Below are 24,647 nucleotides of genomic sequence, written 5' to 3'. Positions count from 1 at the left end.
GATCCGCAGAGGAAGCCTGATGTCCAGCAACGAGACCACGATCGCCCAGCCGGTCAACTACATCGCCGACGAGTGGAGCGAGTGCACCACGATCGACGACGCGTGGAACGTCGACCCCAACACGCTCGAGCCGGTTCACCGGACCGTCACCACTCCGCTAAACGATGTCGAGCGCGCCCTGCGACATGCCGAACGGACGTACGGCGTCGGCCGCTGGGACGAGGAGGCCCGGCACGAGCGGGCCGAGATGCTCGATCGCGTCGCCACGCTTCTGGAGAGCAGGACCGAGGACATCGCGCGCACGGATGCGCTCACCAGCGGCACGCCGATCAGCGCCACGCGCACGGTGGCGTCCTTCCTGCCCTACCGCATCCGGGCCACGGCCGCTGACCTGCGGGAGATCCCGCGGGTCACCGCCCTGGCGGCCGGTGGCCGCGACGTACGCCTCTACAAGGTTCCGTGGGGGCCGGCGGCGATCCTCACCCCGTGGAACGGCCCCAGCTTCATTCCGGCCGCTAAGGTCGTCAGCGCCGTCGCGGCCGGATGTCCGGTGATCCTCAAGCCCTCGGAGCACGCGCCCGGCAGCGCCCAGATCGTCGTCGAGTGCTTCGTGGAGGCCGGCCTCCCGCCCGGGGCGCTGCAACTGGTCCATGGCACGGGTCAGGTCGGCGCGCGACTGACCGCCGATCCTCGGGTCAAGGTCGTCTCGTTCACCGGCGGACCCGCGGCCGGACGTGCCATCGCCCGCGCGGGCGCGGAGGACTTCAAGGTGCTGCAGCTGGAGCTCGGCGGCAACAACCCGGTGCTGGTGCTCGATGACGCCGACCTCGACGTCACCGCCGCCGGCATCCTCGACGGCATGACCAAGCTCAACGGTCAGTGGTGCGAGGGGCCCGGCAAGATCCTCGCCCACCGCAGCCTGGTCGAGCCCCTGCTGGACGCGCTGACGGAGCGGATCGCCAAGCTCACCGTCGGCCACTCCCTGGACGAGGACACGCAGGTCGGCCCCATCTCCAACGGACCGCACTTCCAGACCCTCCAGAGCCGGATCGGCGGATTGCGCGAGCTCGGGGCGACGATCCACCAGCCCGCGGCGCTTCCCGAGCTCGGCGGCTACTTCCTCTCGCCCACCGTCGCCTCCGGTGCCGATCCGGGCCGGGCGACGGCCGAGCTGTTCGGTCCGCTCGCCTCGCTGCACCCCGTGGACTCCGACGAGGAGGCGCTGCGGATCGCGAACGCCCATCCCTCGGGCCTCGACGCCTACGTGTTCGGCACTGACACCGACCGTGCCATCGAGGTCGGCTCGCGCATCGTGGCCGGTGAGGTGCGGGTCAACGGTGCGAAGGTCGCCGACCTCGGCGACGACTCGGCCCAGAGCTTCTGGGGCCCTGCCGGAATCGGTGGCCACGGGCCGGCCGAGTCCGTACGCGTTTTCTGTGGCGACCGGGTCGTCGGCGTGGACTCCCCGGACCTGCCGCTGTGAGAGCGGGCGCGGCGGTGCCTCAGGCCTTGGCCGGCACCGCCGCGAGCCGGGTCGTGAGCCAGGTTTCGAGCACGGAGCAGTTGATGTCCATCTGGGCCCTGGCGACAGAGACGTCGCCGTACGTCAGCCAGTTGACGCCGAATCCGTCGGCGAGGGTGGCCAGGACGTAGGTGACCTCGTCGATGACCTCCGGTGCGACCGGGTCACCGGCGGAAGCCTCCTGGAGGGCCTTGCGTACCGTGTCGAAGGCCTGGTCGTAGACGGCGATGCCGCGGTCGCCGTGCTGACGCCGAGCCCAGTTGACAAGCTCGAAGGTCGCGGCGGTGAAGCTGGGGGAGTCGAGGTAGCACTCCATCACGCCGCGCAGGATCTGCCGGGCGGCGTCGGGCAGCGTGGTGTGCGGGTCGCTCCCTTCGATGACCTCGCGGTACTTGCCGGCCACGAAGGTGTAGACGTCCGCGAAGAGGTCCTCCTTCGAGTCGTAGCAGTAGTGCAGCATCGCCACGTTGGCCTTGGCCTGCTCGGCGATCCGGCGCGTCGTCGCGCCGTCGATCCCATGGGCGGCGATGACCTCGACGGCGGCCTCGATGAAGTCGCGACGTCGCTGCGCGACCGGGATGCGTGCCATCAGGTCCTCCGGAGGGTGTTCGTGCGCCCGACGAAGTTGGGCGCTTGATTTAGTCAAGACGACTATATCAGCGCGGCCTCATGGATTCCCGCCAAGGAAAACTTAGTCAAACATCTTAGTCATAGATCTTGATCACATGACTAACTAAGTCGTAGCGTATGAGCCGGATCACACCTTCCCCGGATCGGAGACACCCCATGGCGCAGATCAACCAGGAAGCGGCAGCACGCCGCCGGGCGACGGCAGGACACAGGCCTGACAAGGGTCGGCTCATCGGCATCGGCGCGCTGATGGTCGTGCTGACCAACGCCGTGATCTTCATCCTTCCGCCGCTGCTGCCGGTGATCCAGGCGCAGTACGGGCTCGCCACGGTCGCCGAGACGACGTGGCTCTACACCGCCCTGACGCTCGGCGGGGGAGCGGGATTCATCCTGCTGCCGCGCCTCGCCGACCTGTACGGCGACCGGAACGCATCCGTCGCCGCGTCCGCCTTCCTCGCCGTCGGCGCGGCGATCCCGGCGATCGGCGACTCCTACCCGACGCTCCTCGCCGGGTGCGCCCTGATGGGCTTCGGCTGCGCTGCGCAGCTGCTGCCGCTGGGATTCCTGCGACGCAACCTCGGCGAGTCCGGCATCACCATCGGCGTCGCCGTCCTGGTGATCGCCACGGGCGCCGGCATCGTCGCCGGCATGATCGGCGGCGGCCTGATCGTCGAGACCCTGTCGCTGCGTAGCTTCTTCGTCATCCTCACCGCCGCCTGCGCGGCGACCACCCTCGCGACGTACGTCCTGGTCCCGCACGCCCCGCCGGCCGAGCGCGCCGGCCGGATCGGCGTGGTCGGCACGGTCTGGATGATCGGCTGGGTCGCGGCGATCCTGCTGACCCTGACGCAGGGTCTCGTCTGGGGCAACGCGGCCCTCATCCCGCTGGTGATCGGCATCGTCGGCGGCGTCGCCTGGATGCGCGCCCAGCGCCGGTCGTCGGCGGCCGTCTTCGACGTGGCCCTGATGCGTACGCCGCTGGTCACCACCTCATGCCTGTCGATCGCCCTGTTCGCGGCGGTGAACTCGGCCTTCCTGCTCCTGCTCAGCACCTACGCGCAGGTCATTCCCGAGGCGCTTCGCCCGGTCGACGCTTACGGCCTCGGACTCACTGCTCTGGAGACCGGCTGGCTGATGGTGCCCTTCGCGGTGACGTTCCTGGTCGGCGGCGCGGTGGTCGACCGTCCCGTCGCCAACGGACGCGGCGTACCCGTGTTCGTCGTGGGCGCCCTCATCAGCGCGGCCGGCCTGGCCTGGCTGGCGATGTTCCACGACCAGCAGTGGCACTACCTGGTCGGCGCCGGCGTCATGGGCCTGGGCTGCAGCATCGGGTACGCCGCCGGCTTCACTCTGGTGCAGGCAGCCGTGCCCGAGGAGAAGGCCGGGATGGCGGCCGGCGTCGCCGGCACCTTCATGGCCGTCGGCTTCGCCTTCGGCACCGCGCTCGTCAGCGCCGACCTCAGCGCCTCGCTGGTCCCGGTGCCCGGCACGACGCTCGAGGTGGCCGCAGAGGGTCTCTACGGCACCGGCTACTGGATCTCCGGAGTTCTTGCGCTGCTCGTCGTGGTGACCGTGCTGGTCTCCCGTGCCCGCGCGCGCCGGCGTACCAGCCGGCTCGCCGCCTGATCCGCTCCCTCCATCTCACCTGAAGGAAATCTGACATGAAAGAGCTGCTCTTCCTGCTGGCCGATCTGTGGATGATCGTCGTCGGCTTCACCTACGGATGGAAGTTCATCCGGCGCTACGACAACTACCTGCTCGGCCTGGAGTGGATGGTCGTCGCGACGTCGGGCTCGAACTTCCTGCTCTGGTCGCTCATCAGCGGCGACGAGGGCCACGTCCTGTACGACATCGCCTACTTCTTCGACGCGTTCTCGCGGTCGGTGGGCATCACCCTCATCCTCGTCCTCGGCCTGATGCGCGTGACGCACCGCTACAAGCCCAGCGTGACGGTCGAGGTCGGCGTCTTCGGGCTCGCGATCGCCGCCGGTCTCTACCTGCAGCAGTTCCGCGGCCACGAGCTGCACGTGGGACCTGCGTCGTACTACCTCGTGGTCAACCTGCTCACCACCGCGTTCCTCGCCTACTTCTCGTGGCGTCTGTGGACCATCGGAGCCAGGGGCCACGCGGTCGCCGCCGGGATGGCGAGCGCCGCGGCGACGGCGATCGCCCTCATGTACGACTTCTTCCCGTTCCCCGACGACGCGCACCGCACGGTGTTCTACGTGCTGGCGCTGACCACCTGGGGAGTGCAGATGTTCGTCTACTACCGCGCCTACGGCGCATTGCACGACCACAACGTCGCCACGGGCCTCGAACCGGCCGGCGATGACCGAAGGGTGGTCCGCGCATGAACACTGACCACGTCACCTACACCGCCTTCACCGGGTGGGTCGACCCACCGGCCGACGTCCGGGGAGCCCTCGACGGAGACCTCGACTGCGAGGTCGTCGTCATCGGCGGAGGCATCAACGGGATGTCGACCGCGCTGCGGCTCGTCGAGCGTGGTCAGGACGTCGTGCTGCTGGAGGCAGAGTTCTGCGGGTACGGCGCCAGCTCGCGCAACGCGGGGCAGCTGGCCGGCGCACCCGGCGGTGACCTTCAGCTGCTGAACCTGCTGTCCCGGAAGAAGATGCCGGGCATGATGCGGCTGGCCGAGCACGCCGCCCACCATGTCGAGGACTTCATCGCGAAGCACGACATCGATTGCGACTACGAGGCGACCGGCAACGCGTTCGCCGCCGTCTCGCGCGGCCAGATGGGGCGCGTACGCCGCGTAGCCAAGATCGTGACCCGCGCCGGCGGCCACGTGGAGGTCGGCACAGCTGCGGAGCTCGGGATCCCGCGCGGGCTCGTGGGCGGGATGCGGGAGGTCGTCGGCGGGAGGATGAACCCTGGCAAGTTCAGCCTCGGCATGCGCCGGGTCCTGCTCGACTCTTCCGCGCGGGTCTTCGAGCAGACGAAGGTCACCGACGTCAGGTGCGACGGCGGCCAGGTCGTGCTGACCACTCCGCACGGCCGGGTCCGGGCGGGCAAGGTCGTGCTGGCCACGAACGCGTACGCGGGGGAGTGGGACATCACTCCGAAGCACCTCTCCGTGCCGATCTACGTCATCGAGGTGGAGACCGAGCCGATCGCACCCGATCGTCTGGCCGCGCTGGGCTGGACCAGCCGCATGGGCCTGGTCACCCAGCACGCGATCATGGAGAACTACCGCCTGACGCCGCGCAACACCATCGTGTTCGGCGTACGCCGCCTCGAGCGGGGCACGAGCTATCCGCTCGCGGAGAAGGTGCCTGACCCCGGGCTGGTCGAGGAGCTCGCCGGCGCCTTCGCGACGCGCTTTCCCTCGCTGTCGGACGTGGCGATCGACCGCGCCTGGGGTGGCTGGATCGCGATCACCTCGTCCTGGCTTCCTCTTGCCGGCCAGGTTGGCGACACCGTCTACTACTCGATCGCCTGCAACGGTCACGGCCTGGCCCAGGCGCCGTACATCGGGACGCTCATCGCCGACGCGATCGTCGACGGCGAGCGGCACGAGGACCTGCAGACGGTGTGGCAGGAGAAGCCCAGCTTCCCGCGCCCGATGATGATGAGCCGCGCCGGACTCAGAGCGATCTGGGCCGTGGACCGCTTCAACGACCTGGTCAACGCCAGCCGGCGCCGTTCTCGGCTCAGGGTTTGAAGACGACCTTCACCATCCCGTCGGACTTCTCCTGGAAGGACTTGTAGGCCTCCGGAGCCTCGCTCAGCGGGAGGTGGTGGGTGGCGAACGAGTCCACGCCGAGCGGGTCCTCGTCGTTCTCGAGGAACGGCATCAGGTCGTCGGTCCAGGCGCGTACGTTGGCCTGACCCATGCGGATGCTGACCTGCTTGTCGAAGAGCTGCATCATCGGGAACGGGTCCATCGCGCCGCCGTAGACCCCGGCGATCGAGACGGTTCCCCCGCGGCGTACGGCGTCGAAAGCGGTGTGGAGCGCGGCCATCCGGTCCACGCCGGCGGCCTGCATCACCGGCCGGTTCACGGCGCCCGGCGTCATGGCCAGCAGCTTGGTCATCCCCTCCACGATGGGCGAGCCATGGGCCTCCATCCCCACGGCATCGATCACGGCATCGGCTCCGCGTCCGTCGGTCAGGTCGCGTACCTGCTCGGCGACCTTGCCGGACTCGAGGTCGATCGTCTCGGCCCCACGCTGCCGCACCCGGTCGAGACGCTCGGGTTCGCGATCAACGCTGATGACCCGGTGGCCGGCGTCGAGCGCGAAGCGGCTCGCCATGTCGCCGATGGGGCCGGCGCCGAGGACCAGCACGGTGCTCTCCGGGTCGGGGTCGGCGTACTGCAGTGCCTGCCAGGCGGTCGGCAGTACGTCGGAGAGGAAGAGGAACCGGTCGTCGGTCGGACCGTGCGGGACCTTGATCGGAAGCTCGTTGCCGAAGGGGACGCGCAGGTACTCGGCCTGTCCGCCCGGCACCTGGCCGTAGAGCTTGCTGTAGCCGAAGAGGCTGGCGCCGGTGCCCTGGTCGTGGTTCTGGGTGGTCTCGCACTGTGAGTGCAGGTGGTGCCGGCACATCCAGCAGGTGCCGCAGCTGACGTTGAACGGCACCACGACGCGGTCGCCGACGCTCACCTCGCGAACCGCGGGACCCACCTCGGTCACCACCCCCATCGGCTCGTGCCCGACCACGTCGCCCGGTGTCATGAACCCGGTGAGCACCTCGTAGAGGTGCAGGTCGGAACCACACAGTCCCGTCGAGGTGATCTCGACGATGATGTCGTCGCCCTCGATGATGCGCGGATCAGGGACGTCGTCCACGCGGATGTCGCGCCTTCCTTGCCAGGTGACTGCCTTCATGGATGTGCCTCCTTGGGATCGAGTCACCTCTGCGGTACCCGGATCCGTGGATTCAAGCCTGGCGAGCGGCTGTGCTGAACCTGGTCGTGATGGGTACCGGTGAGATTTACAGCAGACCGGCCGCAGGGAGGGTGTGGACAACATGAAGGTGGTCGTCATCGGTGCGTCGGGGAACCTCGGCAGCGCCACCATCCGGGCACTCACCGCAGACGGGGCCGCCGAGGTCATCGCCGTCGCGCGCCGAGCTCCGGACGGCCCTCGGTCCAGCGCCCATGCCTCCGTCGAATGGCGGATGGCCGATGTCTCGACGGCCAACCTGGAGCCGGTGGTCGAGGGTGCCGACGCGGTCGTGCACCTCGCCTGGAAGTTCCAGCCCACGCACCGTCCCGAGGAGACCTGGGCCACCAACGCCGTCGGCACGCGCAGGGTCCTCGACGCCGTCGCCCGAGCAGGTGTCAAGGCGCTCGTGTGCGCCTCATCGGTGGCGGCCTACTCGCCGGTCGCCCACGACGACCCGGTCGACGAGACCTGGGAGACCGACGGTGCGTCCTCGGCCGCGTACTGCCGGGAGAAGGCGTACGTCGAACGGGCCCTGGACGCCTTCGCCTGCAACCACCCCGAGGTCCGTCTCGTCAGGGTGCGGCCTGCGTTCGTCTTCCAGCGCTCGGCGGCCAGCGAGCAACGGCGCATCTTCGGCGGCGCCCTGGCCCGGCCCGCGTTCCTGGACCGGCAGCGCATCCCGGTGGTGCCGGTGCCCGCGGGCCTGCGGTTCCAGGCCGTGCACGCCGGCGACGTCGGCCGCGCCCTCGCCACCGCGGCGACCACCGATGTGACGGGTGCGTTCAACCTGGCCGGTGACGGCGTGATCGCCCGTGACGAGCTCGGCGACCTGATGGGCGCTCGAACGATCGAGGTCCCGCCGCCTCTCGCGCGTCATGGCCTGGATGGCGCTTGGCACGCACGCCTGGCGCCGGTCCCCGGAAGCCTGCTGGACGCGGTCATGCAGCTGCCGCTGATGTCGACCACCCGTGCCGAGCTGGAGCTCGCCTGGCAACCGCGCCACTCGGCCATGGACGCGCTCGAGGCCGTCCTCTCCGGGATCCCGCAGAAGGCGGGCAGCGAGCTCCCGCCCTTACGTCCCTGACCCATGAGGAGGAGCAGCCATGAACGACGACCTGTTGCACGCCTACCTGCAGCACCACTGGGCAGGGGCCAGCGCCGGAGCCGCGATGTTCGAGCGAGTCGGTCGCTCCCACTCCGACACCGACGTGGCCGCCCGCGTACGACAGCTCGCGACCGAGGTGAAGGAGGACCGGGATCAGTTGCGTCAGATCATCGAGGCGACGGGAGCCACCCCCTCGCGCATCGCCGCCACGACAGGGCGGGCCGTGGAGTTCGCCGGCCGGTTCAAGCCGAACGGCCGGCTGGTGCGCCGCTCGCCGCTCTCGGACCTGTTCGAGCTGGAGGCGCTGCGTGACGCGGTATCCGCCAAGCGGGCCGGGTGGCAGCTGCTGCGTGCCGCCACCGAGGACGACGTACGTGTCGACCCGCTGCAGCTGGACGAGCTCATCCGCCGCGCCGGCGACCAGCTCGCCCGGCTCGAGGACCTGCACCTGCGGGTGGGCCGCACTGTCATCGGCGCATGATGGCTTGGGATCAGTCTGGAAGTTTGGAGACGTGGTAGTGGCTCAATGCCCATCCGGCGTGTCCACGTTGTGCGATCACGGTGAGGTAGACCGTCACGTTTCCGTCGGGCCGCGTGAACAGCACACGGGCATATCCAGCTAGGGCCTCCTGGGCGATCTCGCGTGTGGAGAGGAGCTCGTACTCCGCCCGTAGGCCGACCGGCTGCTTGGCGTAGTAGCGGCTGATGAAGTCGCGACCGACCCCGGGCGCGGGGTCGAAACCCTGGAAGAGTGCGTCCTCGGTGAAGAGGGCGGCGACATCGGCTGGTCGGCGCTCGGCGATGGCCGTGGCCCACTGGTCGAGCAGGGTGCGCAGCTCGTGCTCCGCGCTGATGGTCTGGCTGGTCATGGAAGTTCTCCTTCGGGTGAGGTGGGACGACTCAGTGGCCGGCACTCTGACCGCCGTCGATGTGAAGGAACTCGCCCGTGACGAAGGGCGACTGCTCCAGGTAGAGCACGCCACGGGTCACGTCGTCGATCTCGCCCAGGGTCCCCATGGGGTGGAGCGCAGTGAGGAAGTCATGGGTCTCGGGTGCGTGCATGGGTGTCTTGATGATGCCGGGTGAGACCGCGTTCACCCGGATGCCGCGGCTGGCGTACTCGATGGCTAGCGACTTGGTCGCGGCCGCGACCCCACCCTTGCTGAGGGACGCCAGGACCGAGGGCACCGCAGCGGATGCGTTCTCGACCAGGGTCGTGGTCACGCTGACCACGTGCCCGCCGTCTCCCTGGTGGAGGAGTTGGGCGAGCGCCGCCTGCGTGACGTGGAAGAAGCCGTCCAGGTTGGTGCTCTTGATCGCCTCGTAGTCCTCGATGGTGTAGTCGGTGAACGGCTTGGCGACGAAGATGCCCGCATTGTTGACCAGTGTGTCGACCCGACCGAACCGCTCGACTGCCGTCGCGATCACGCGTCGTGCGATCGCGGCGTTGCCGATGTCACCCGCGACGGTCTGCAAGGTGTCGGTCGAGGCCGACTCGATGGATCGAGAGTTGGCGACGACGGCGTAGCCGAGGTCTTGATAGGCCGCGACGAGGGCGGCTCCGATTCCCTGAGAAGCGCCGGTGATGACGGCGACCTTTCGTGTGCTCATGGTGATGGGAACATAGACGGTCGGTCAACTATTCCACTAGGCGGTCGGTCTACAATCGGAGCGTGGGACGAACTTCTGATGCGCGCGAGCGGCTCGTCGCTGCAGGCACCGAGCTGTTCAGTGAGCGGGCCTACAGCTCGGTCGGTGTGGCGGAGATCGCCACCCGCGCTGGCGTGCAGAAGGGATCCTTCTACTACTTCTTCCCGTCGAAGGAGGCCTTGGCGCTGGCCGTTGTCGACGCTCACTGGGAGTGGCAGCGTGGAGAGTGGTCGGCGATCCTGGCGGGGCCGGGTACGGCGTTGGAGCGCCTTCGGGGGATCTTCGACGTGACCGCACAGATGCAGACGTCGGCGCTACGCGGCACTGGAGCGGTCACCGGCTGCCTGTTCGGCAACCTCGCCCTCGAAGTCAGCGCGAACAACCCGTCGATACAGAAGAGGCTTCAGGAGATCTTCGACGAGCAGGTCCAGATGATCGCCGAGCATCTGACCGTTGCGGTGGATGCCGGCGAGATCGAGATCGCGGACGCTCGGATGGCCGCGAAGTCGATCGTGGCCCAACTCGAGGGGCTCGTGCTCTTCGCCAAGCTGTTCAACGACCCTGGCGAGCTGGACGGCCTTTGGGGCAACAGTCTGCGACTGATCGGCATCACCCTGACCGCCGAGGAGTCGGCTTCCCGGTGAGGGTCGGATCTCTCTAGCGTGTGGTCCGGCCGCCGCTCGGGAGTTTGATGGGGCGGCTCGTACGGAAATCGGCAGTGCGGAATAGGTTCATGCCGTCGTTGTTTAGTAGATGGTCGGTCAACTATGAACGGCCTCAAGAGAAGGGACTCACCCCATGTCCGAAAACGTGAAGGTCACGATCGTCTACTACTCCTCGACCGGTACCACGGCAGAGGTCGCCCGCGAGCTCGAGAAGGGAGTGCTGGCCGCCGGCGCCGAGGTGCGCCTCACCAAGGCCCCGGAGCTCGCGCCGCTCTCGGCCATCGAGTCGAACGCAGCGTGGGCTGCGAACCACGCCACCACTTCCGACGTACCGGAGGCGTCGCCGGAAGACGTCGCCTGGGCCGATGTCGTCCTCTTCGGCACACCGACCCGGTTCGGCAACGTCTCGGCCCAGCTCAAGCAGTTCATCGACACGCTCGGTGGTCTGTGGGCTGAGGGCAAACTGGTCGACAAGATCTACAGCGGCTTCGTCTCGTCCTCCAGCCTCCACGGTGGCCAGGAGACGACGCTGCAGTCGCTCTACACCTCAGTGCACCACTTCGGCGGGATCCTCGTCGCACCCGGCTTCACCGACCCGGTCAAGTACGACGACGGCAACCCGTACGGGACGTCGCACGTCGACGCCCAGGGGACCAACCCCGTCGGCGACGTCACCCGGGCCTCGGCCAAGCACCAGGCCCAGCGTGTGGTCGAGATCGCCCGGCGCCTCAAGGCCGGACAGGCAGCCTGAGAGAGGAGTGGACCGATGGCCGAATTCATCGTTGAGATCACGACCGTGGTCCCCGACGGGACCCCGCAGGCGGAGGTCGATCGACGTCGGGCCGCAGAGGCGGCCCGGGCTGCGGAACTGACGGCGAGTGGCACCCTCGTTCGTCTCTGGCGGCCGATCGGCGAGATGCGGAGCATCGGCCTGTGGGTCGCCGCCGACGAGGCGGCCCTGCGGGCCGACGTCTTGGAAACCTTGCCGCTGTCCCCGTGGATGACCTTCGACGTCACCGCGGTGGCATCGCATCCGAACGACCCGGCCGCTCGCAACCGCTGAACGACACGCCCCCGCCAACCGCGCTGCACCTCGTCGGACCCTCAGGCGACGACGAGGTCAGCCGCGGCGGCGGCGCACTCGTGATCGGCGCATGACAGCAGAGCTCGCCGGTTACCAGGTGGTATGACATCACCGACTTGTCTGATCCTGAACTGCACCCTCAAACGCTCACCCGACGAGTCCAGTTCCGCGCTGCTCGGGTCCCAGATCCTCACGGAACTCACGGACCACGGGGTGAAGGGGGAGATGGTCCGGGTCGTCGACCACGACGTACGCTTCGGAGTCTCCACCGACGAAGGTGACGGCGACGCGTGGCCGCTGCTCCGCGAGCGGATGCTCGCCGCGGACGTGCTCGTGCTGGTCACCCCGATCTGGCTGGGCCAGCCGTCCTCGGTGTGCAAGATGGTGCTCGAGCGCCTCGACGCCGAGCTCAGCGAGACCGACGAGGACGGCCGGATGCTGACGTACGACAAGGTCGCCGGGATCGGCGTCGTCGGCAACGAGGACGGGGCCCACCACGTCACCGCCGAGCTCTGCCAGGCGCTCAACGACGTCGGCTTCACCATCCCCGCCAACGGCTCGACCTACTGGGTTGGCGAGGCCATGCAGGCCGTGGACTACAAGGATAAGCAGCCGACGCCGGAGAAGACCGCGGGCACGACCAAGACCATGGCCCGCAACCTCGCCCACCTCGCCGGCCTGCTGGCCACCTCGCCCTACCCGTCCGGGGAGTGAAACCCGGCCCTGCTCCTGGTCATGGCTGGCGGCTGGTCCCGGGCCGATCGCCGGTCACCTGGTCAGGGTGGTCCTTGGTGCCGGGCAGCATCTCCTGGACCTTCGACCGGAAGCCCTCGACGATCATGCCGATCCGGTCGCTGTCGCCACGGACGATCGACTCGGCCGCCTTCTCGATCTGGTCCCAGGTCGCGTGCGGCGGGATCGGCGGGACGGCGGGATCGGTGACGAACTCGACGACGCACGGTCGGTCGGCGGCGAGCGCCTCCTCCCAGGCCGGGACGACGTCCTCGGGCTTTTCGGCGAGGACACCGTGCAGGCCGAGACTGCGGGCGTAGGCGGCGTACGGGAAGTCCGGGAGCTGCTGGGACGGCAGGAACTGCGGTGACCCGCCCATCGCCCGCAGCTCCCACGTGACCTGGTTGAGATCATTGTTGTGCAGGACGGCTACCACCAGCCGCGGGTCGGCCCAGTCCCGCCAGTACTTCGCGATGGTGATCAGCTCGTTGATCCCGTTCATCTGCATGGCCCCGTCGCCGACGAGCGCGAAGCACGGCCGGTCGGGGTGGCCCGTCTTGGCGCCGATGACGTACGGAACACCCGGCCCCATCGTGGCGAGCGTGCCGGACAGTGAGCCTTGCATGCGGCCGCGAATTCTGATGTGCCGGGCGTACCAGTTTGCCGCCGACCCAGAGTCCGCGGCGATGATCGCGTCGTCCGGCAGCCTCGGCGACAGCTCGTGGAAGACGAGCTCGGGGTTGATCGGGTCGGCGGCGGTGTAGGCGCGGCGCTGCATGACCTCCCACCAGCGCGCGACATCGTTCTCGACCTTCTCGCGCCATCCATGATGGCTGCGCGGCTCGAGCAGCGGGAGCAGCCGGCGCAGCGTCTGAGCGGCGTCGCCCACCAGGTTGACCTCGAACGGGTAGCGAAGCCCCACCATGGTCGGGTCGATGTCGACCTGCACGGCGCGAGCCTTCCCGAAGTCGGGAAGGAACTGGGAGTACGGGAAGTTCGAGCCGACGACCAGTAGCCTGTCGCAGTCACGCATGAGCTCGTAGGAGGGCCGGGTCCCGAGCAGTCCGATGGAGCCGGTGACCCACGGCAGCTCGTCGGAGAGGACGTCCTTACCCAGCAGCGCCTTGGCGACACCGGCCCCGAGGACGTCGGCGACCTGCGTCACCTCGGCGGCCGCGCCACGGGCGCCCTGGCCGATCAGCATCGCAACCTTCTCACCGGAGTTGAGGACATCGGCCGCGCGCTGGAGCTCAGCCTCGGGCGGCACCGGTGCCGACCAGCTCATGTCCAGGCTCGAGGGGACCATCTTGAACGCGTGGCTGGGCGCGGCGTACTCGAGCTCCTGGACGTCCGCCGGGATGATGACCGCGGTTACGGTACGCCGGCTCGAGGCCACGCGCATCGCGCGATCGAGGACGTTGGGCAACTGCTCGGAGACCATGACGGTCTCGCAATACTCGTTCGCGACATCCTTGAACAGGGCCGGGAGGTCGACCTCCTGCTGGTAGCTGCCTCCCATCGCGGTGCGGGCGGTCTGGCCTACGATCGCCACCACAGGGACATGATCGAGCTTCGCGTCGTACAGGCCGTTGAGGAGATGGATGGCGCCAGGCCCGCTGGTGGCGGTGCACACGCCGGTGCGGCCGGTGAACTTCGCGTAGCCGACGGCCTCGAACGCGGCCATCTCCTCGTGCCTGGCTTGGACGAACGTGGGTTGGTTCTCCGCCCGCTCCCATGCCGAGAGCAGGCCGTTGATGCCGTCACCGGCGTAGCCGAAGACGTGCTCCACCCCGTGCTCGCGCAGTCGTTGCAGGACATAGTCGCCGACGGTCTGGCTCATGATTCCTCCTGGACCTGGAAACGCACTCCGGCGGGGTACCCCCGTCGCGCGGAGCGCATACGTGTGTGGTCCGGATCCGCTTCCGCTCGGCTGTCGCGACCGCGCGGCCGGTGGCGGGGTGGTCGCTGACAGGGCCCCCGGATCGCGTTCGTGGAGGTCGTGAAGGTGGCGTGGAATCACTCATCCAGCCCGACGACGGCACGCCGCGGGGTTCTGATGCAGCTTCACGTTGTCCCCCACGATCCTGCGGTCGACCCAGCTGTTGCGGGCAACCGAGAAGTTGCCGGCGTAGGAGTTTCTGACCACTCGCATGGACCGCACGTGATTGCGGACGACGCGGAGGTTGTTGCACGCCTTGTTGTCCCGGACCATCAAGGTTCCCCGGTTGTCGCGTACCACCAGATTGTTGGCGATCGACATCTCGCAGATCGCCACGTTGCGGGAGTTGCGGACCATCAGATTTCGTCCGGCGACCGGGTCCACGCGACACCCGGCGGCCCCGATGGTGACGCGCTCCACGACGTTGCGGATGTGGATGTTCAGGCCGACGTGCGTGTCGGTGATGCTGACCACCCTCGGCGCACCGGTGGTGCGGACATTGCCGGTGATCCTGGAACTGGTGATGACGCAGCGGACGCCGTCAGGGACGACTACGTGGCGGAACGTCCGGTGGTGGTAGCTGCCGTCGCAGACGAGGTCGGGCGGCAGCGCCTGGGCGCTGAGGACCGGCCCCAACACGGGTGCGAGCGCGCCAATGAGAAAGAAGACGACGAGCTGCTTCATGTGAACCCTCCGAGTTCGGGCGATGTGTGTCTTCATGACGCGCCAACGAGAACATGTGTTGCACTGGCTCGCCCATGTTCCAGATAGCCGATTCGTACTTCCCGCCGCGCTCCCGCCGCGGCGCATACGCGGCGGGCGAGGAGAAGCTCGACGAACAACGCGACTGAGCCCCTCTCCCGATGAAACGGGGGAGGGGCTCAGTCGGTCAGCGCTCTGTGGCCTAGATGTCGTAGTAGAGCTCGAACTCGTGCGGGTGCGGGCGGAGCTGGATCGGGAGGATCTCGTCGTTGGTCTTGTAGTCGATCCAGGTCTCGATCAGGTCGGGGGTGAAGACGTCGCCCACGGTGAGGAAGTCGTGGTCGTTCTCCAGGGCCGACAGGACGGCGCCGAGGGAGGTCGGCACCTGGTTGATCTCGGCCATCTCGTCCGGCGGAAGCTCGTAGATGTCCTTGTCGATCGGAGCGGGCGGCTCGATCTTGTTCTGGATACCGTCGATGCCGGCGAGGAGCAGGGCCGAGAAGGCGAGGTACGGGTTCGAGGACGGGTCCGGGAACCGGGTCTCGACGCGCTTGGCCTTCGGGTTGGTGCCGGTGATCGGGATGCGGACCGCGGCGGAGCGGTTACGCGAGGAGTAGACCAGCGAGATCGGAGCCTCGAAGCCCGGCACCAGGCGGTGGAAGGAGTTCACGGTCGGGTTGGTGAACGCCAGCACCGACGGGGCGTGCTTCAGGATGCCGCCGATGTACCAGCGGGCCATGTCGGAGAGGCCGCCGTAGCCGGTCTCGTCGTAGAACAGCGGCTCGCCGGCGTTCCAGATCGACTGGTGGACGTGCATGCCCGAGCCGTTGTCACCGAAGACGGGCTTCGGCATGAAGGTGACCGTCTTGCCGGCCTCCCATGCGGTGTTCTTGACGATGTACTTGAACTTCATGACATCGTCGGCAGCCTTGAGCAGCGTGTCGAACTTGTAGTTGATCTCGGCCTGGCCGGCGGTGCCGACCTCGTGGTGGGCGCGCTCGACGAGCAGGCCGGAAGCCTCGAGGTTCTTGACCATCGTGTCGCGCAGGTCGGCGAAGTGGTCGGTGGGGGAGACCGGGAAGTAGCCGCCCTTGTAACGCGTCTTGTAGCCCAGGTTGTTCGAGCCGTCGGGGTTCGTGTCGGCGCCCGAGTTCCACCAGGCCTCGACGGAGTCGATCTTGTAGAACGACTCGCCCTCGGAGGTGTTGTAGGCCACCTTGTCGAAGATGAAGAACTCCGCCTCGGGGGCGAAGAAGGCGGTGTCACCGATGCCGGTCGAGGCGAGGTACGCCAGGGCCTTGCGCGCGATGTTGCGCGGGTCGCGAGAGTAGGCCTCGCCGGTGATCGGGTCGTGCACGAAATACATCAGCGCGAGGGTCTTGGCGGCGCGGAACGGGTCGATGTACGCAGTCGTGACGTCCGGGTAGAGCGCCATGTCGGACTCGTTGATCGTCTGGAAACCACGGATCGACGAGCCGTCGAAGGCCATCGGCTCCAGGTTGAAAGACGACACCGGCACCGTGAAGTGCTGCTGTACGCCGGGCAGGTCGACGAAACGGATGTCGACGAACTCGACTCCCTCGTCAGAGATGAACTTCATGAGTTCGTCGTCAGTGCTGAACATCAATCCTCCTTGGCTCACCCGGGTGGGACGAGCCAGATAGGTCTCTCGCGATCGAGGCCGGACCCTCATGGATCCGACCGTGCCACGCAAATTACGAAGGGACGGTTGCGCAGGAGTGTCGCAAATGTTTCGGGCGTGTAACAGGTTGTGTGATTTGATCGGCAACCATCCCGGATCTCACCCTTCAAGACGTTGCCGCCTACCCTTACGACGTGACCAGTTCCGCCACTCCTGCGACGCCCACTCTGCCTTATGACACCGCGAGCTGGGGCAGGCGCGTCCTGGCACTCTTCATCGACTGGCTCGCGTCGTCGCTGGTGGCGTCGGTCTTCCTCGGCGTACGGGCGCTGCCGTTCGGGTCATTGATCGCCGGTGTCGACCCGCGGCCGACCGACAACCTGTGGATCCTGGTCGTCTTCATCGTGCAGACGGCGGTCTTCACCACGCTCGGCGGCGGCTCCTTCGGCAAGCTCGTCACCCGGCTGCGTACGGTGCGGGTGACGGCCGGCGAGCCGGACGTGCGCCCGCTCGATCCGCTGCGGAGCATCGCCCGTCAGATCCTGGTCGTCCTCGTCGTACCGCCGCTGGTCTTCCGTCCTGACCGGCGCGGGCTCCACGATCTGGCGGCAGGTACCGCGACCGTCACGCTTCAGACCTATCGACACGTGTTTCGCCGGGTTGGTTAACAGGCATCCGAGGGTAGGTTTGACCGGTCAGCCGCAAGCAGCGGCAAACACGAAGGGAAGCTCAATGACGCTCAACCGTACTCTCGGGCCACGTGGCCTCTGGCGCCGCGCTGCCGTCGCGGGCGTGCTGGCCGTATCGCTCTCGGGCCTGGTGGCCTGCGGTGGCGGTGGTGGGGCCGGCGGCGCCAGCGAGGGTGACTCGGTCTCGGCCGAGGAAATGACCGAGGTTATGAAGAAGGCGACGGACATCGACACCGCCCACTTCACCACGAAGATGGACGCGAAGGCCTCGGGCCAGTCGGTGTCGATGACCGGCGAGGGCGACATCCAGAAGGAGCCGCCGGCACAGCACTCCACCATGAAGATGAGCGGTGGCTCGATGAACATGGATCTGGAGACGATCCTTGTCGACGAGAAGATCTACATCAAGGGCATGATGGGCGACTCGTGGATGACCGCGAGCGCCGACGATCTCGCCAAGATGGGCGGGACCAGCCTGGAGTCGATGAGCAACCCGCTCGCCTTCTTCGACGGAATGGAGGAGTCGATCAAGTCCTCCAAGTTCGAGGGTGAGGAGAAGGTCGACGGCACCGACACCAAGCACTACAGCTTCAAGGTCGACTCCGCGGGCCTCGCGGAGAGCCTCGGTGCCGACAGCACCAAGGGCATGCCCAAGACGATCGACCAGGACATCTGGGTCGATGGCGACGGCCTGCTCCGCAAGGCAGAGGTCGGCATGGGCGACATGGGCACCGTCGAGATGCTCCTGTCCAAGCACGGTGAGGACGTGACCATCGAGGCGCCGCCGGCGGACCAGGTCACCGACATGCCGAGCATGGCCGGCTGACAGCCAGTTCGTACGCAGCAGGTCCGGTCCCCGTCGGGGACCGGACCTGTTCCATTCGTGGCACCGTGTCGGCACGACCGAGGTCGTGCATCTGCCAATTGGAATCCGACTTGAAATGTAGTCCGGGACGTTCCGGCCCATCTACCCGTGAGTAATGGACCGAAACGTCCCGGACTATCCATGCAAGAACGGTCAGCGGCCGCGGAGGTTGCCGCGCATGCCCTTCATCGAGGTCGGGACGGGGCCCTTCGGGATCGGCATGGCGCCGCGGGTGGCGTCGACGGCCTTGAGGCGGTTGAGGATGTCGGTGATCTCGGGGCCGGCGACGTTGCGGCCCAGCTTGGTGACGTGCTTGGTCAGCTGCGGCAGCGGCACCTCGTCCTCACCGTTGCCGGCGACGACGGTCGTGATCGGCACGTCGGAGAGGACGCGGGCGTGCGTGCGCTTGGTGCTGGCCAGCAGCGAGCGGACCTTGCTCGGGCTGTTGCCCTCGCCGACGAGGACGACTCCCGGAGGGCCGACCACGCGGTGGACCAGCGTCTGGCTGCGCGGCTCGACGCCGACGGCCTGGGTGACGGTCCAGCCCCGGCGGAGCATGGTCAGGGCGGCGTACCCGCCACCGATCTGGCCCTCGAGCCGGGAGTACATCACCTTCTGCGCGCGCCGCGAGAAGACCACCATCGCGGCGAGAAGGCCGGCCAGCAGGGCGCCGACGATCGTAAAGATCCAGGAGAAGATGCCCTCACCGGGCAGGAACCAGAAGATCACGCCGGCGACCGCGGCGACGACCACGAAGATCGCGCCGAGGAGGAGGCCGATCCTGGGGTCTGACTGCTTGGTGAGCTTGTAGGTCTCCACCATCTGCTGGCGGCGACTCATGCTGCTCGGGTCGGTCTGGGACATCTTCCTCTTTCAGTTCTCGTACGCAGGGACTCAGGCCACGGAGGAGGCGTCGCGCGCCTCGATCGCCTGACGGTACAGCCGACCGGCGCGGTAGGACGAACGAACGAGCGGACCGGACATGACGCCGGAGAAGCCGATCTCCTCGGCCTCGGCCTGGAGCTCGATGAACTCTTCGGGCTTGACCCACCGCTCGACGGGGTGGTGGCGCACGCTCGGGCGCAGGTACTGCGTGATCGTGATCAGCTCGCAGCCAGCCGCGTGCAGGTCGCGCAGCGCCTCGGAGACCTCTTCGCGGGTCTCGCCCATGCCGAGGATCAGGTTGGACTTCGTGACCAGGCCGAAGTCGCGAGCCTGGGTGATCACGTCGAGCGAACGCTCGTAGCGGAACGCCGGACGGATCCGCTTGAAGATCCGCGGGACGGTCTCGACGTTGTGCGCGAGCACCTCGGGACGGGACTCGAAGACCTCCTGGAGCAGCTCCGGGATGCCGTTGAAGTCGGGGATGAGGTTCTCGACGCCGGTCTCGGGGTTGAGCTCGTGGATCTGCTTGACCGTCTCGGCGTAGAGCCAGGCACCGCCGTCGGCGAGGTCGTCGCGGGCGACGCCGGTGATGGTGGCGTACTTCAGGCCCATGGTCTGCACGGACTCGGCCACGCGGCGCGGCTCGTCACGGTCGAGGTCCGTCGGCTTGCCGGTGTCGATCTGGCAGAAGTCGCAGCGCCGGGTGCACTGGTCGCCGCCGATGAGGAAGGTGGCCTCGCGGTCCTCCCAGCACTCGAAGATGTTGGGGCAGCCGGCCTCCTGGCACACCGTGTGCAGGCCCTCGGACTTCACCAGCGCGGTGAGCTCCTTGTATTCCGGCCCCATCTTCGCTTTGGTCTTGATCCACTCCGGTTTGCGTTCGATCGGAGTCTGCGCGTTGCGGACCTCGAGACGGAGGAGCTTGCGACCTTCTGGGGCAGGAGCTTGAGTCACCCCACAAGGGTACGCCGCGTGGTGGTGGAACCTCGAAGGCAGGCGGCTACTGGTCGGTCACACCGCCCGCCGTCGGCTCGCTCAGCCCAGGCTGGGGGAGAGCAGCGGGACCCGGGGAGTCTTCGCGGGGTCCGGCTTGGCGTCGAGGCTCGGGCCCGGCTCGTAGTCGCGCCAGGAGAGCATCTCGGCTACCTGCTCGTGGAGCACCGGCATCGCCTCGGCGTTGCTGATCTGCCGCCCGGTCTCGATCGAGAGGGTGGTGACCCCGGCGTCGGAGATCCCGCACGGCACGAAGCGCTCGTACCAGCCCAGGTCGACGTCGCAGTTGAGCGCGATGCCGTGCATTGTCACGTGCTGGCTGACCCGCAGCCCGATCGCCCCGACCTTGCGCTCCAGGCGGCGTACGCCGTCCGGGGTCTCGCCCGCGGGCAGCCACACGCCGCTGCGGCCGGGGACGCGGTAGGCGGTGACGCCGAACTCGGCGCAGGTGCGGATCATCGCCTGCTCCAGGCGGCGTACGAAGTCGACGACCTTGACCTTCTCCGGCAGCCGCACGATCGGGTAGGCGACGATCTGACCGGGGCCGTGGAAGGTCACCTCACCGCCGCGGTCGACGTCGATTACCGGGGCGCCGCCGGGATCCGCGGGCCGGTCCTCCGGCTTCGTACGCTTCCCGGCGGTGTAGGTCGGCGGGTGCTCGAGCAGCAGCACCGTGTCGGGCTCTTCGCGGTCCACGACGCGCTGGTGGACCTGCTTCTGCAGCTCCCAGGCGTCCAGGTAGTCGATCGTCCCGACCTCAACGAAGCGCAGCTCAGTCACACCGAGATCGTACGCCCCGGGCCGAGCGAGCCGAGCAGTGACCGGAACGGTGAAACGCCGGCTCGGCCGGATAACGGTTTGGCGATATCCCGGCGGGGGTAAAGAGCCCGTGTGCAGAATGCGGCTGTTTCGACCGGCCACGCTCGGGAGCGATCGGTCTTCGGATCAGCCTTGAAAGGCACCCGGTGAGATGACGAGCGGCGCGGCCCCGTGGGGACCGCGCCGCTCGTTGCTTACCGGCTCAGAGCTCGAACTGAGCTGCCTCGAGGCGCTTCTTGACGTCCTGGAGGAAGCGGCCGGCGTCGGCGCCGTCGACCAGGCGGTGGTCGTAGGTCAGCGCGACGTTGACCATGTAGCGCACCGCGATCGTCTCGCCGAGGTCCGGGTCGTCGATGACGACCGGGCGCTTCACGACCGCACCCGGGCCGAGGATGGCGACCTGCGGCTGGTTGATGATCGGGGTGTCGAAGAGCGCACCGAACGAACCCAGGTTGGTGATCGTGAAGGTGCCGCCGGAGAGCTCGTCCGGGGTGATCTTGTTGTTGCGCGTACGGTCCGCGACGTCGGCGATCTTCTTCGCGATGCCGGCGATCGAGAGGTCGCCCGCGTCCTTGACGACGGGGGTCAGCAGACCCTTCGGGGTGTCGACGGCGAAGGCGATGTTCTCGCGGTCGTAGTAGGTGACCGTGCCGGCCTCGATGTCGATCCCGGCGTTGAGCTTCGGGTGCACCTTGAGCGCGTCGATCGCGGCCTTGGCGAAGAACGGCAGGTAGGTCAGCTTGACGCCCTCGCGCTGCAGGAACCCGGCCTTGTTGGCTTCACGGAGGCGGGCGATGTTGGTGACATCGACCTCCATGACCTGGGTCAGCTGCGCCGCGGTGTGCAGCGACTCGGTCATCCGCTCGGCGATCACCTTGCGCAGACGCGAGATCTTCTCGGTGGTGCCACGCAGCGGCGACGGGGCCGCGGGAGCGGCGGAGGAAGCGGCCGGAGCGGCCGAGGCCGCCGGAGCTGCGGCTGCCGGGGCAGCGGCCGGAGCCGACTTGGCGGCGGCCGCCTGGAGGATGTCCTCCTTGCGGATGCGGCCACCGACGCCCGAGCCTGGGACGGTCTCGAGGTCGACGTTGTGCTGGGCCGCGAGCTTGCGTACGAGCGGGGTCACGTAGCCGCCGGGCTGGATCGCCGGGGAGCCGTCGGTGGACGGCGCGGCGTGAGCCGGGGCGGCAGGAGCCGGAGCCGGAGCAGCGGGAGCCGGAGCAGCGGGCGCGGCCGGGGCCGGAGCGGCAGGAGCCGGAGCGGGTGCGGCGGCGGCCGGAACGGGTTCGGGCTCCGGGGCAGGAGTCGGCTCGGGCTCGGGAGTGGGCTCCGGGGCCGGGGCGGCAGGTGCGGGCTCGGCAGCCGGAGCGGCGCCGGCGTCACCGACGAGCGCGAGCACGGCGCCGACCTCGACGGTCTCGTCCTCGGCGACCTTGATCTCGAGCAGGGTGCCGGCGACCGGCGAGGGGATCTCGGTGTCGACCTTGTCGGTCGAGACCTCGAGCAGCGCGTCGTCGACGGCGACCGTGTCGCCGACCTGCTTGAGCCAGCGGGTGACGGTGCCCTCGGTGACCGACTCACCCAGCGCGGGGAGGGCGACCTCGGTGGCGTTGCCACCGGCGGCAGGCGCCGGAGCGGCAGGCGCAGCGGGCTCGGCCGGAGCCTCGGGCTCGGCCGGAGCAGCCGGAGCCTCGGGCTCGGCGGCCGGGGCGGGAGCGGCGGCCTCGGGCTCGGCCGCGGGCGTGGCGGGCTCCGCCGGAGCGGAGTCGGCGCCGGCCTCGTCGGCAGCGCCGATGACGGCGAGCAGGCCACCGACCTCGACGGTGTCGTCCTCGGACGCCTTGATCTCGAGCAGGGTGCCGGCGACCGGCGAGGGGATCTCGGTGTCGACCTTGTCGGTGGAGACCTCCAGCAGGGCCTCATCGACCGCAACCGTGTCGCCGACCTGCTTGAGCCAGCGGGTGACGGTGCCCTCGGTGACGGACTCGCCGAGTGCCGGGAGAGTTACTTCGGTGGCCATGGATTCCTTCGTTCTACGTCTGTTCGTTGCTCTACTTGTATGTCCGGACACGCGCGTCACCACGACCGAGCACGAGGGCCCGGCGAGGAGAGAGTCGCATCGGTCTGGGCCGACACCTGCCCGACGCACTCATGATGCCGCCAGATGTGCGGCCAAGGGCGTCGATCACGGAGCCCATCTTGTCACTACCCCCGCAGCGCTGTGTCAACCGGACCACTACTGATCGGTAGCCATCTCGCGTACGTAGTCCACCAGTGTTGCCACCGCCACACCCGTGCCTCCGGGAGTGAGATGGCCCGAAGCGCCCCCACTGTTGAAGGAGGGTCCGGCGATGTCGAGATGGGCCCAGGGGAGACCGCCGGTGAACTCGCGCAGGAAGGCGGCGGCGTACAGCCCACCGCCCCAGCGGATCCAGTCGTGCTGGTTGAGGTCGGCCACCTTGGAGGAACGGATTCGCTCGTCCATCCATTCCGGGATGGGCATCGGCCACATCTGCTCGCCGGCGGCGTCGGCGGCGGCGAGTACGCGGTCGACGACGTCCTCGGAACCGAGTACGCCGCTGACCCTGTCGCCCAGCGCCATCACCATGTGGCCGGTGAGCGTGGCAACGTCGATGATGAGGTCCGGCGAGACCTCGGTCGCCCGTACGAGAGCGTCGGCGAGGACCATCCGTCCCTCGGCGTCCATGTTGGAGACCTCGACGGTCGTACCGCCGTAGTGGGTGACCACGTCGCCGGGACGGTAGGACGAGCCGGAGACCATGTTCTCCGCCATCGGCACGAACGCGGAGACCTTCACCGGCAGCCCGAGTCGGGCGATCGCGAAGGTCGCCTGGGCCACCGCGGCCGCACCGGCCATGTCCGACTTCATCGTGGACATCGAGCTGCCCGGCTTGATCGTGAGGCCGCCGGAGTCGAAGGTGATGCCCTTGCCGACCAGCGCGATGTGCGCGCGACTGTCGTCGGGGGAGTAGGTGAGCTCGACCAGGCGCGGCTTGGCCGCCGAGCCCATGCCCACGGCGAGGATGCCGCCGCAGCCGAGCTCGGCGAGCTGCTTCTCGTCGTACACGGTCGTCTCGACGCCCTCGACCAGCTCGGCCACGTGCGCGATGGCGTCGGCGAACGCCGGGGGAGTCAGGTCGGCGGGCGGGACGTTGACCCATTCGCGGGTGCCGGCGATCGCCTGGGCGAGGATCTGCGCCTCCTCGAAGGCGGTGACCGCGTCCGTACGCCGCGCGATCGCGCTCAGGATCGCGACATCGCTCGGGCCGTTGCTGTCCCCGCCCGACTTGCCCGTGCCCGACTTGGCTGAGCTCGATTTATAGGGGGTGAAGGTGTAGCCGCCGAGGAGGTAGCCCTCGGTGACGGCGCGCACCAGGTCGGGGGTGTCTGCCGGAAGAGACACGGCGACGGAGGTCGCGTTGGGGACCGAGCGGGCGGCGGCGCCGGCGGCGCGGCGTACGGAATCGGCCGAGTAGGTCCCGTCCGCACCGGGCTTGCCGAGCCCGACCAGAACGAGGAGCTGGGCGCCGATCTCGTTCCCTGCGGGCAGGCGGGTGACCTCGCCGGCCTTGCCGCTGACGCCGAGCGTGGCGAGCATCCCGCGCCACCGGCGTCCGTAGGCGGCCTGGACGTCCTCCGCGCCAGCGGTCACCTCGACAGCCTTCGCGCCCTGGCCGATGCCGACGACGACCGCCTCGGCACGGGTCTTGGCGGGGGAGGCGGTACGCAGCGTGTAGGTGATGTCAGGCAGGGTCACGCCGTGCAGTCTAGGTGTGGCACGCCCGGAGGGGGCG

At 68.4% G+C, this 24,647-nt stretch carries 24 protein-coding genes; 12 read left to right on the top strand and 12 right to left on the bottom strand.

Annotated elements, in window-relative coordinates; translation table 11 throughout:
* Positions 1-19: 19 nt before the first annotated feature.
* Positions 20-1,483, top strand: coding sequence for an aldehyde dehydrogenase family protein (locus ABTW65_RS06430; protein ID WP_350659125.1), 1,464 nt, complete (start codon positions 20-22; stop codon positions 1,481-1,483).
* A gap of 19 nt (positions 1,484-1,502) precedes the next feature.
* Here the strand turns inward: ABTW65_RS06430 and ABTW65_RS06425 are convergent, their stop codons facing one another.
* Positions 1,503-2,111, bottom strand: coding sequence for a TetR/AcrR family transcriptional regulator (locus ABTW65_RS06425; RefSeq protein WP_350659124.1), 609 nt, complete (start codon positions 2,109-2,111; stop codon positions 1,503-1,505).
* Positions 2,112-2,308: 197 nt separating this feature from the next.
* Between ABTW65_RS06425 and ABTW65_RS06420 the strand changes: the two genes are divergently transcribed.
* The 3 genes from ABTW65_RS06420 to ABTW65_RS06410 are packed head-to-tail and all read left to right on the top strand — an operon-like array spanning position 2,309 to position 5,837.
* Positions 2,309-3,778 carry an MFS transporter gene (locus tag ABTW65_RS06420; protein WP_350659123.1) on the top strand — a complete coding sequence of 490 codons (1,470 nt, stop codon included), beginning with the start codon at positions 2,309-2,311 and terminating at the stop codon, positions 3,776-3,778.
* A 35-nt stretch (positions 3,779-3,813) separates the two neighbouring features.
* A complete protein-coding gene (locus ABTW65_RS06415; RefSeq protein ID WP_350659122.1) occupies positions 3,814-4,506 on the top strand; it encodes a hypothetical protein in 693 nt (230 codons plus the stop codon).
* Complete coding sequence (locus tag ABTW65_RS06410; RefSeq protein WP_350659121.1) at positions 4,503-5,837, top strand: NAD(P)/FAD-dependent oxidoreductase; 1,335 nt, start codon at positions 4,503-4,505, stop codon at positions 5,835-5,837. The genes ABTW65_RS06415 and ABTW65_RS06410 overlap by 4 nt, the downstream gene beginning before the upstream one ends.
* On the opposite strand, the gene ABTW65_RS06405 is transcribed toward ABTW65_RS06410, so the two are convergent.
* The gene (locus ABTW65_RS06405; RefSeq protein ID WP_350659120.1) at positions 5,827-7,005 is read right to left on the bottom strand and encodes an alcohol dehydrogenase catalytic domain-containing protein; all 1,179 of its coding nucleotides are present in this window, start codon (positions 7,003-7,005) and stop codon (positions 5,827-5,829) included. The genes ABTW65_RS06410 and ABTW65_RS06405 overlap by 11 nt on opposite strands.
* 142 nt (positions 7,006-7,147) lie before the next feature.
* Here ABTW65_RS06405 and ABTW65_RS06400 point away from each other — a divergent pair, with 142 nt between their 5' ends.
* Positions 7,148-8,149 carry an NAD-dependent epimerase/dehydratase family protein gene (locus ABTW65_RS06400; protein WP_350659119.1) on the top strand — a complete coding sequence of 334 codons (1,002 nt, stop codon included), beginning with the start codon at positions 7,148-7,150 and terminating at the stop codon, positions 8,147-8,149.
* A gap of 19 nt (positions 8,150-8,168) precedes the next feature.
* A complete protein-coding gene (locus tag ABTW65_RS06395; protein ID WP_350659118.1) occupies positions 8,169-8,651 on the top strand; it encodes a hypothetical protein in 483 nt (160 codons plus the stop codon).
* A gap of 10 nt (positions 8,652-8,661) precedes the next feature.
* On the opposite strand, the gene ABTW65_RS06390 is transcribed toward ABTW65_RS06395, so the two are convergent.
* Both ABTW65_RS06390 and ABTW65_RS06385 read right to left on the bottom strand, forming a co-directional pair.
* Positions 8,662-9,039, bottom strand: coding sequence for a YybH family protein (locus ABTW65_RS06390; protein ID WP_350659116.1), 378 nt, complete (start codon positions 9,037-9,039; stop codon positions 8,662-8,664).
* A 31-nt stretch (positions 9,040-9,070) separates the two neighbouring features.
* On the bottom strand, positions 9,071-9,781 hold the full coding sequence (locus tag ABTW65_RS06385) for an SDR family NAD(P)-dependent oxidoreductase (protein WP_350659115.1): 711 nt from the start codon (positions 9,779-9,781) through the stop codon (positions 9,071-9,073).
* Positions 9,782-9,843: 62 nt separating this feature from the next.
* On the opposite strand from ABTW65_RS06385, the gene ABTW65_RS06380 reads away from it, so the two are divergent.
* From ABTW65_RS06380 to ABTW65_RS06365, 4 genes are all read left to right on the top strand, one after another.
* The gene (locus tag ABTW65_RS06380; RefSeq protein ID WP_350659114.1) at positions 9,844-10,464 is read left to right on the top strand and encodes a TetR/AcrR family transcriptional regulator; all 621 of its coding nucleotides are present in this window, start codon (positions 9,844-9,846) and stop codon (positions 10,462-10,464) included.
* Between the two features lie 154 nt (positions 10,465-10,618).
* Positions 10,619-11,236 carry an NAD(P)H:quinone oxidoreductase gene (gene wrbA / locus ABTW65_RS06375; RefSeq protein ID WP_350659113.1) on the top strand — a complete coding sequence of 206 codons (618 nt, stop codon included), beginning with the start codon at positions 10,619-10,621 and terminating at the stop codon, positions 11,234-11,236.
* Positions 11,237-11,251: 15 nt separating this feature from the next.
* Entirely contained in the window at positions 11,252-11,548 is a 297-nt protein-coding gene (locus tag ABTW65_RS06370; RefSeq protein ID WP_350659112.1) for a muconolactone Delta-isomerase family protein, read from the top strand.
* Positions 11,549-11,671: 123 nt separating this feature from the next.
* A complete protein-coding gene (locus ABTW65_RS06365) occupies positions 11,672-12,283 on the top strand; it encodes a flavodoxin family protein (protein WP_350659111.1) in 612 nt (203 codons plus the stop codon).
* Positions 12,284-12,302: 19 nt separating this feature from the next.
* On the opposite strand, the gene ABTW65_RS06360 is transcribed toward ABTW65_RS06365, so the two are convergent.
* The 3 genes from ABTW65_RS06360 to glnA all read right to left on the bottom strand — a co-directional run bounded on the left by ABTW65_RS06360 (position 12,303) and on the right by glnA (position 16,566).
* Complete coding sequence (locus tag ABTW65_RS06360; protein WP_350659110.1) at positions 12,303-14,141, bottom strand: thiamine pyrophosphate-requiring protein; 1,839 nt, start codon at positions 14,139-14,141, stop codon at positions 12,303-12,305.
* 180 nt (positions 14,142-14,321) lie between these two features.
* Positions 14,322-14,924 (bottom strand): hypothetical protein, encoded by a 603-nt coding sequence (locus tag ABTW65_RS06355; protein WP_350659109.1) that lies wholly within the window; start codon positions 14,922-14,924, stop codon positions 14,322-14,324.
* A gap of 220 nt (positions 14,925-15,144) precedes the next feature.
* Positions 15,145-16,566, bottom strand: coding sequence for a type I glutamate--ammonia ligase (gene glnA / locus ABTW65_RS06350; protein WP_350659107.1), 1,422 nt, complete (start codon positions 16,564-16,566; stop codon positions 15,145-15,147).
* Between the two features lie 212 nt (positions 16,567-16,778).
* Here glnA and ABTW65_RS06345 point away from each other — a divergent pair, with 212 nt between their 5' ends.
* Both ABTW65_RS06345 and ABTW65_RS06340 read left to right on the top strand, forming a co-directional pair.
* The gene (locus tag ABTW65_RS06345) at positions 16,779-17,252 is read left to right on the top strand and encodes an RDD family protein (RefSeq protein ID WP_350659106.1); all 474 of its coding nucleotides are present in this window, start codon (positions 16,779-16,781) and stop codon (positions 17,250-17,252) included.
* 64 nt (positions 17,253-17,316) lie between these two features.
* A complete protein-coding gene (locus ABTW65_RS06340) occupies positions 17,317-18,099 on the top strand; it encodes an SCO4651 family lipoprotein (protein ID WP_350659105.1) in 783 nt (260 codons plus the stop codon).
* A gap of 192 nt (positions 18,100-18,291) precedes the next feature.
* On the opposite strand, the gene ABTW65_RS06335 is transcribed toward ABTW65_RS06340, so the two are convergent.
* The 5 genes from ABTW65_RS06335 to ABTW65_RS06315 all read right to left on the bottom strand — a co-directional run bounded on the left by ABTW65_RS06335 (position 18,292) and on the right by ABTW65_RS06315 (position 24,610).
* The gene (locus ABTW65_RS06335) at positions 18,292-19,002 is read right to left on the bottom strand and encodes a DUF4191 domain-containing protein (protein ID WP_350659104.1); all 711 of its coding nucleotides are present in this window, start codon (positions 19,000-19,002) and stop codon (positions 18,292-18,294) included.
* Between the two features lie 30 nt (positions 19,003-19,032).
* Positions 19,033-19,977 (bottom strand): lipoyl synthase, encoded by a 945-nt coding sequence (gene lipA, locus ABTW65_RS06330; protein ID WP_091040837.1) that lies wholly within the window; start codon positions 19,975-19,977, stop codon positions 19,033-19,035.
* 81 nt (positions 19,978-20,058) lie between these two features.
* Positions 20,059-20,796, bottom strand: a complete 738-nt coding sequence (gene lipB, locus ABTW65_RS06325) for a lipoyl(octanoyl) transferase LipB (protein ID WP_350659103.1) — start codon at positions 20,794-20,796, stop codon at positions 20,059-20,061.
* 241 nt (positions 20,797-21,037) lie between these two features.
* Entirely contained in the window at positions 21,038-22,852 is a 1,815-nt protein-coding gene (gene sucB / locus ABTW65_RS06320; protein ID WP_350659102.1) for a 2-oxoglutarate dehydrogenase, E2 component, dihydrolipoamide succinyltransferase, read from the bottom strand.
* 216 nt (positions 22,853-23,068) lie between these two features.
* On the bottom strand, positions 23,069-24,610 hold the full coding sequence (locus ABTW65_RS06315) for a leucyl aminopeptidase (protein ID WP_350659101.1): 1,542 nt from the start codon (positions 24,608-24,610) through the stop codon (positions 23,069-23,071).
* Between the last annotated feature and the right edge of the window lie 37 nt (positions 24,611-24,647).

Source organism: Nocardioides sp. NPDC127503, from assembly GCF_040302165.1.
GTDB lineage: Bacteria > Actinomycetota > Actinomycetes > Propionibacteriales > Nocardioidaceae > Nocardioides.
This window is presented reverse-complemented; position numbering and strand designations above follow the sequence as displayed.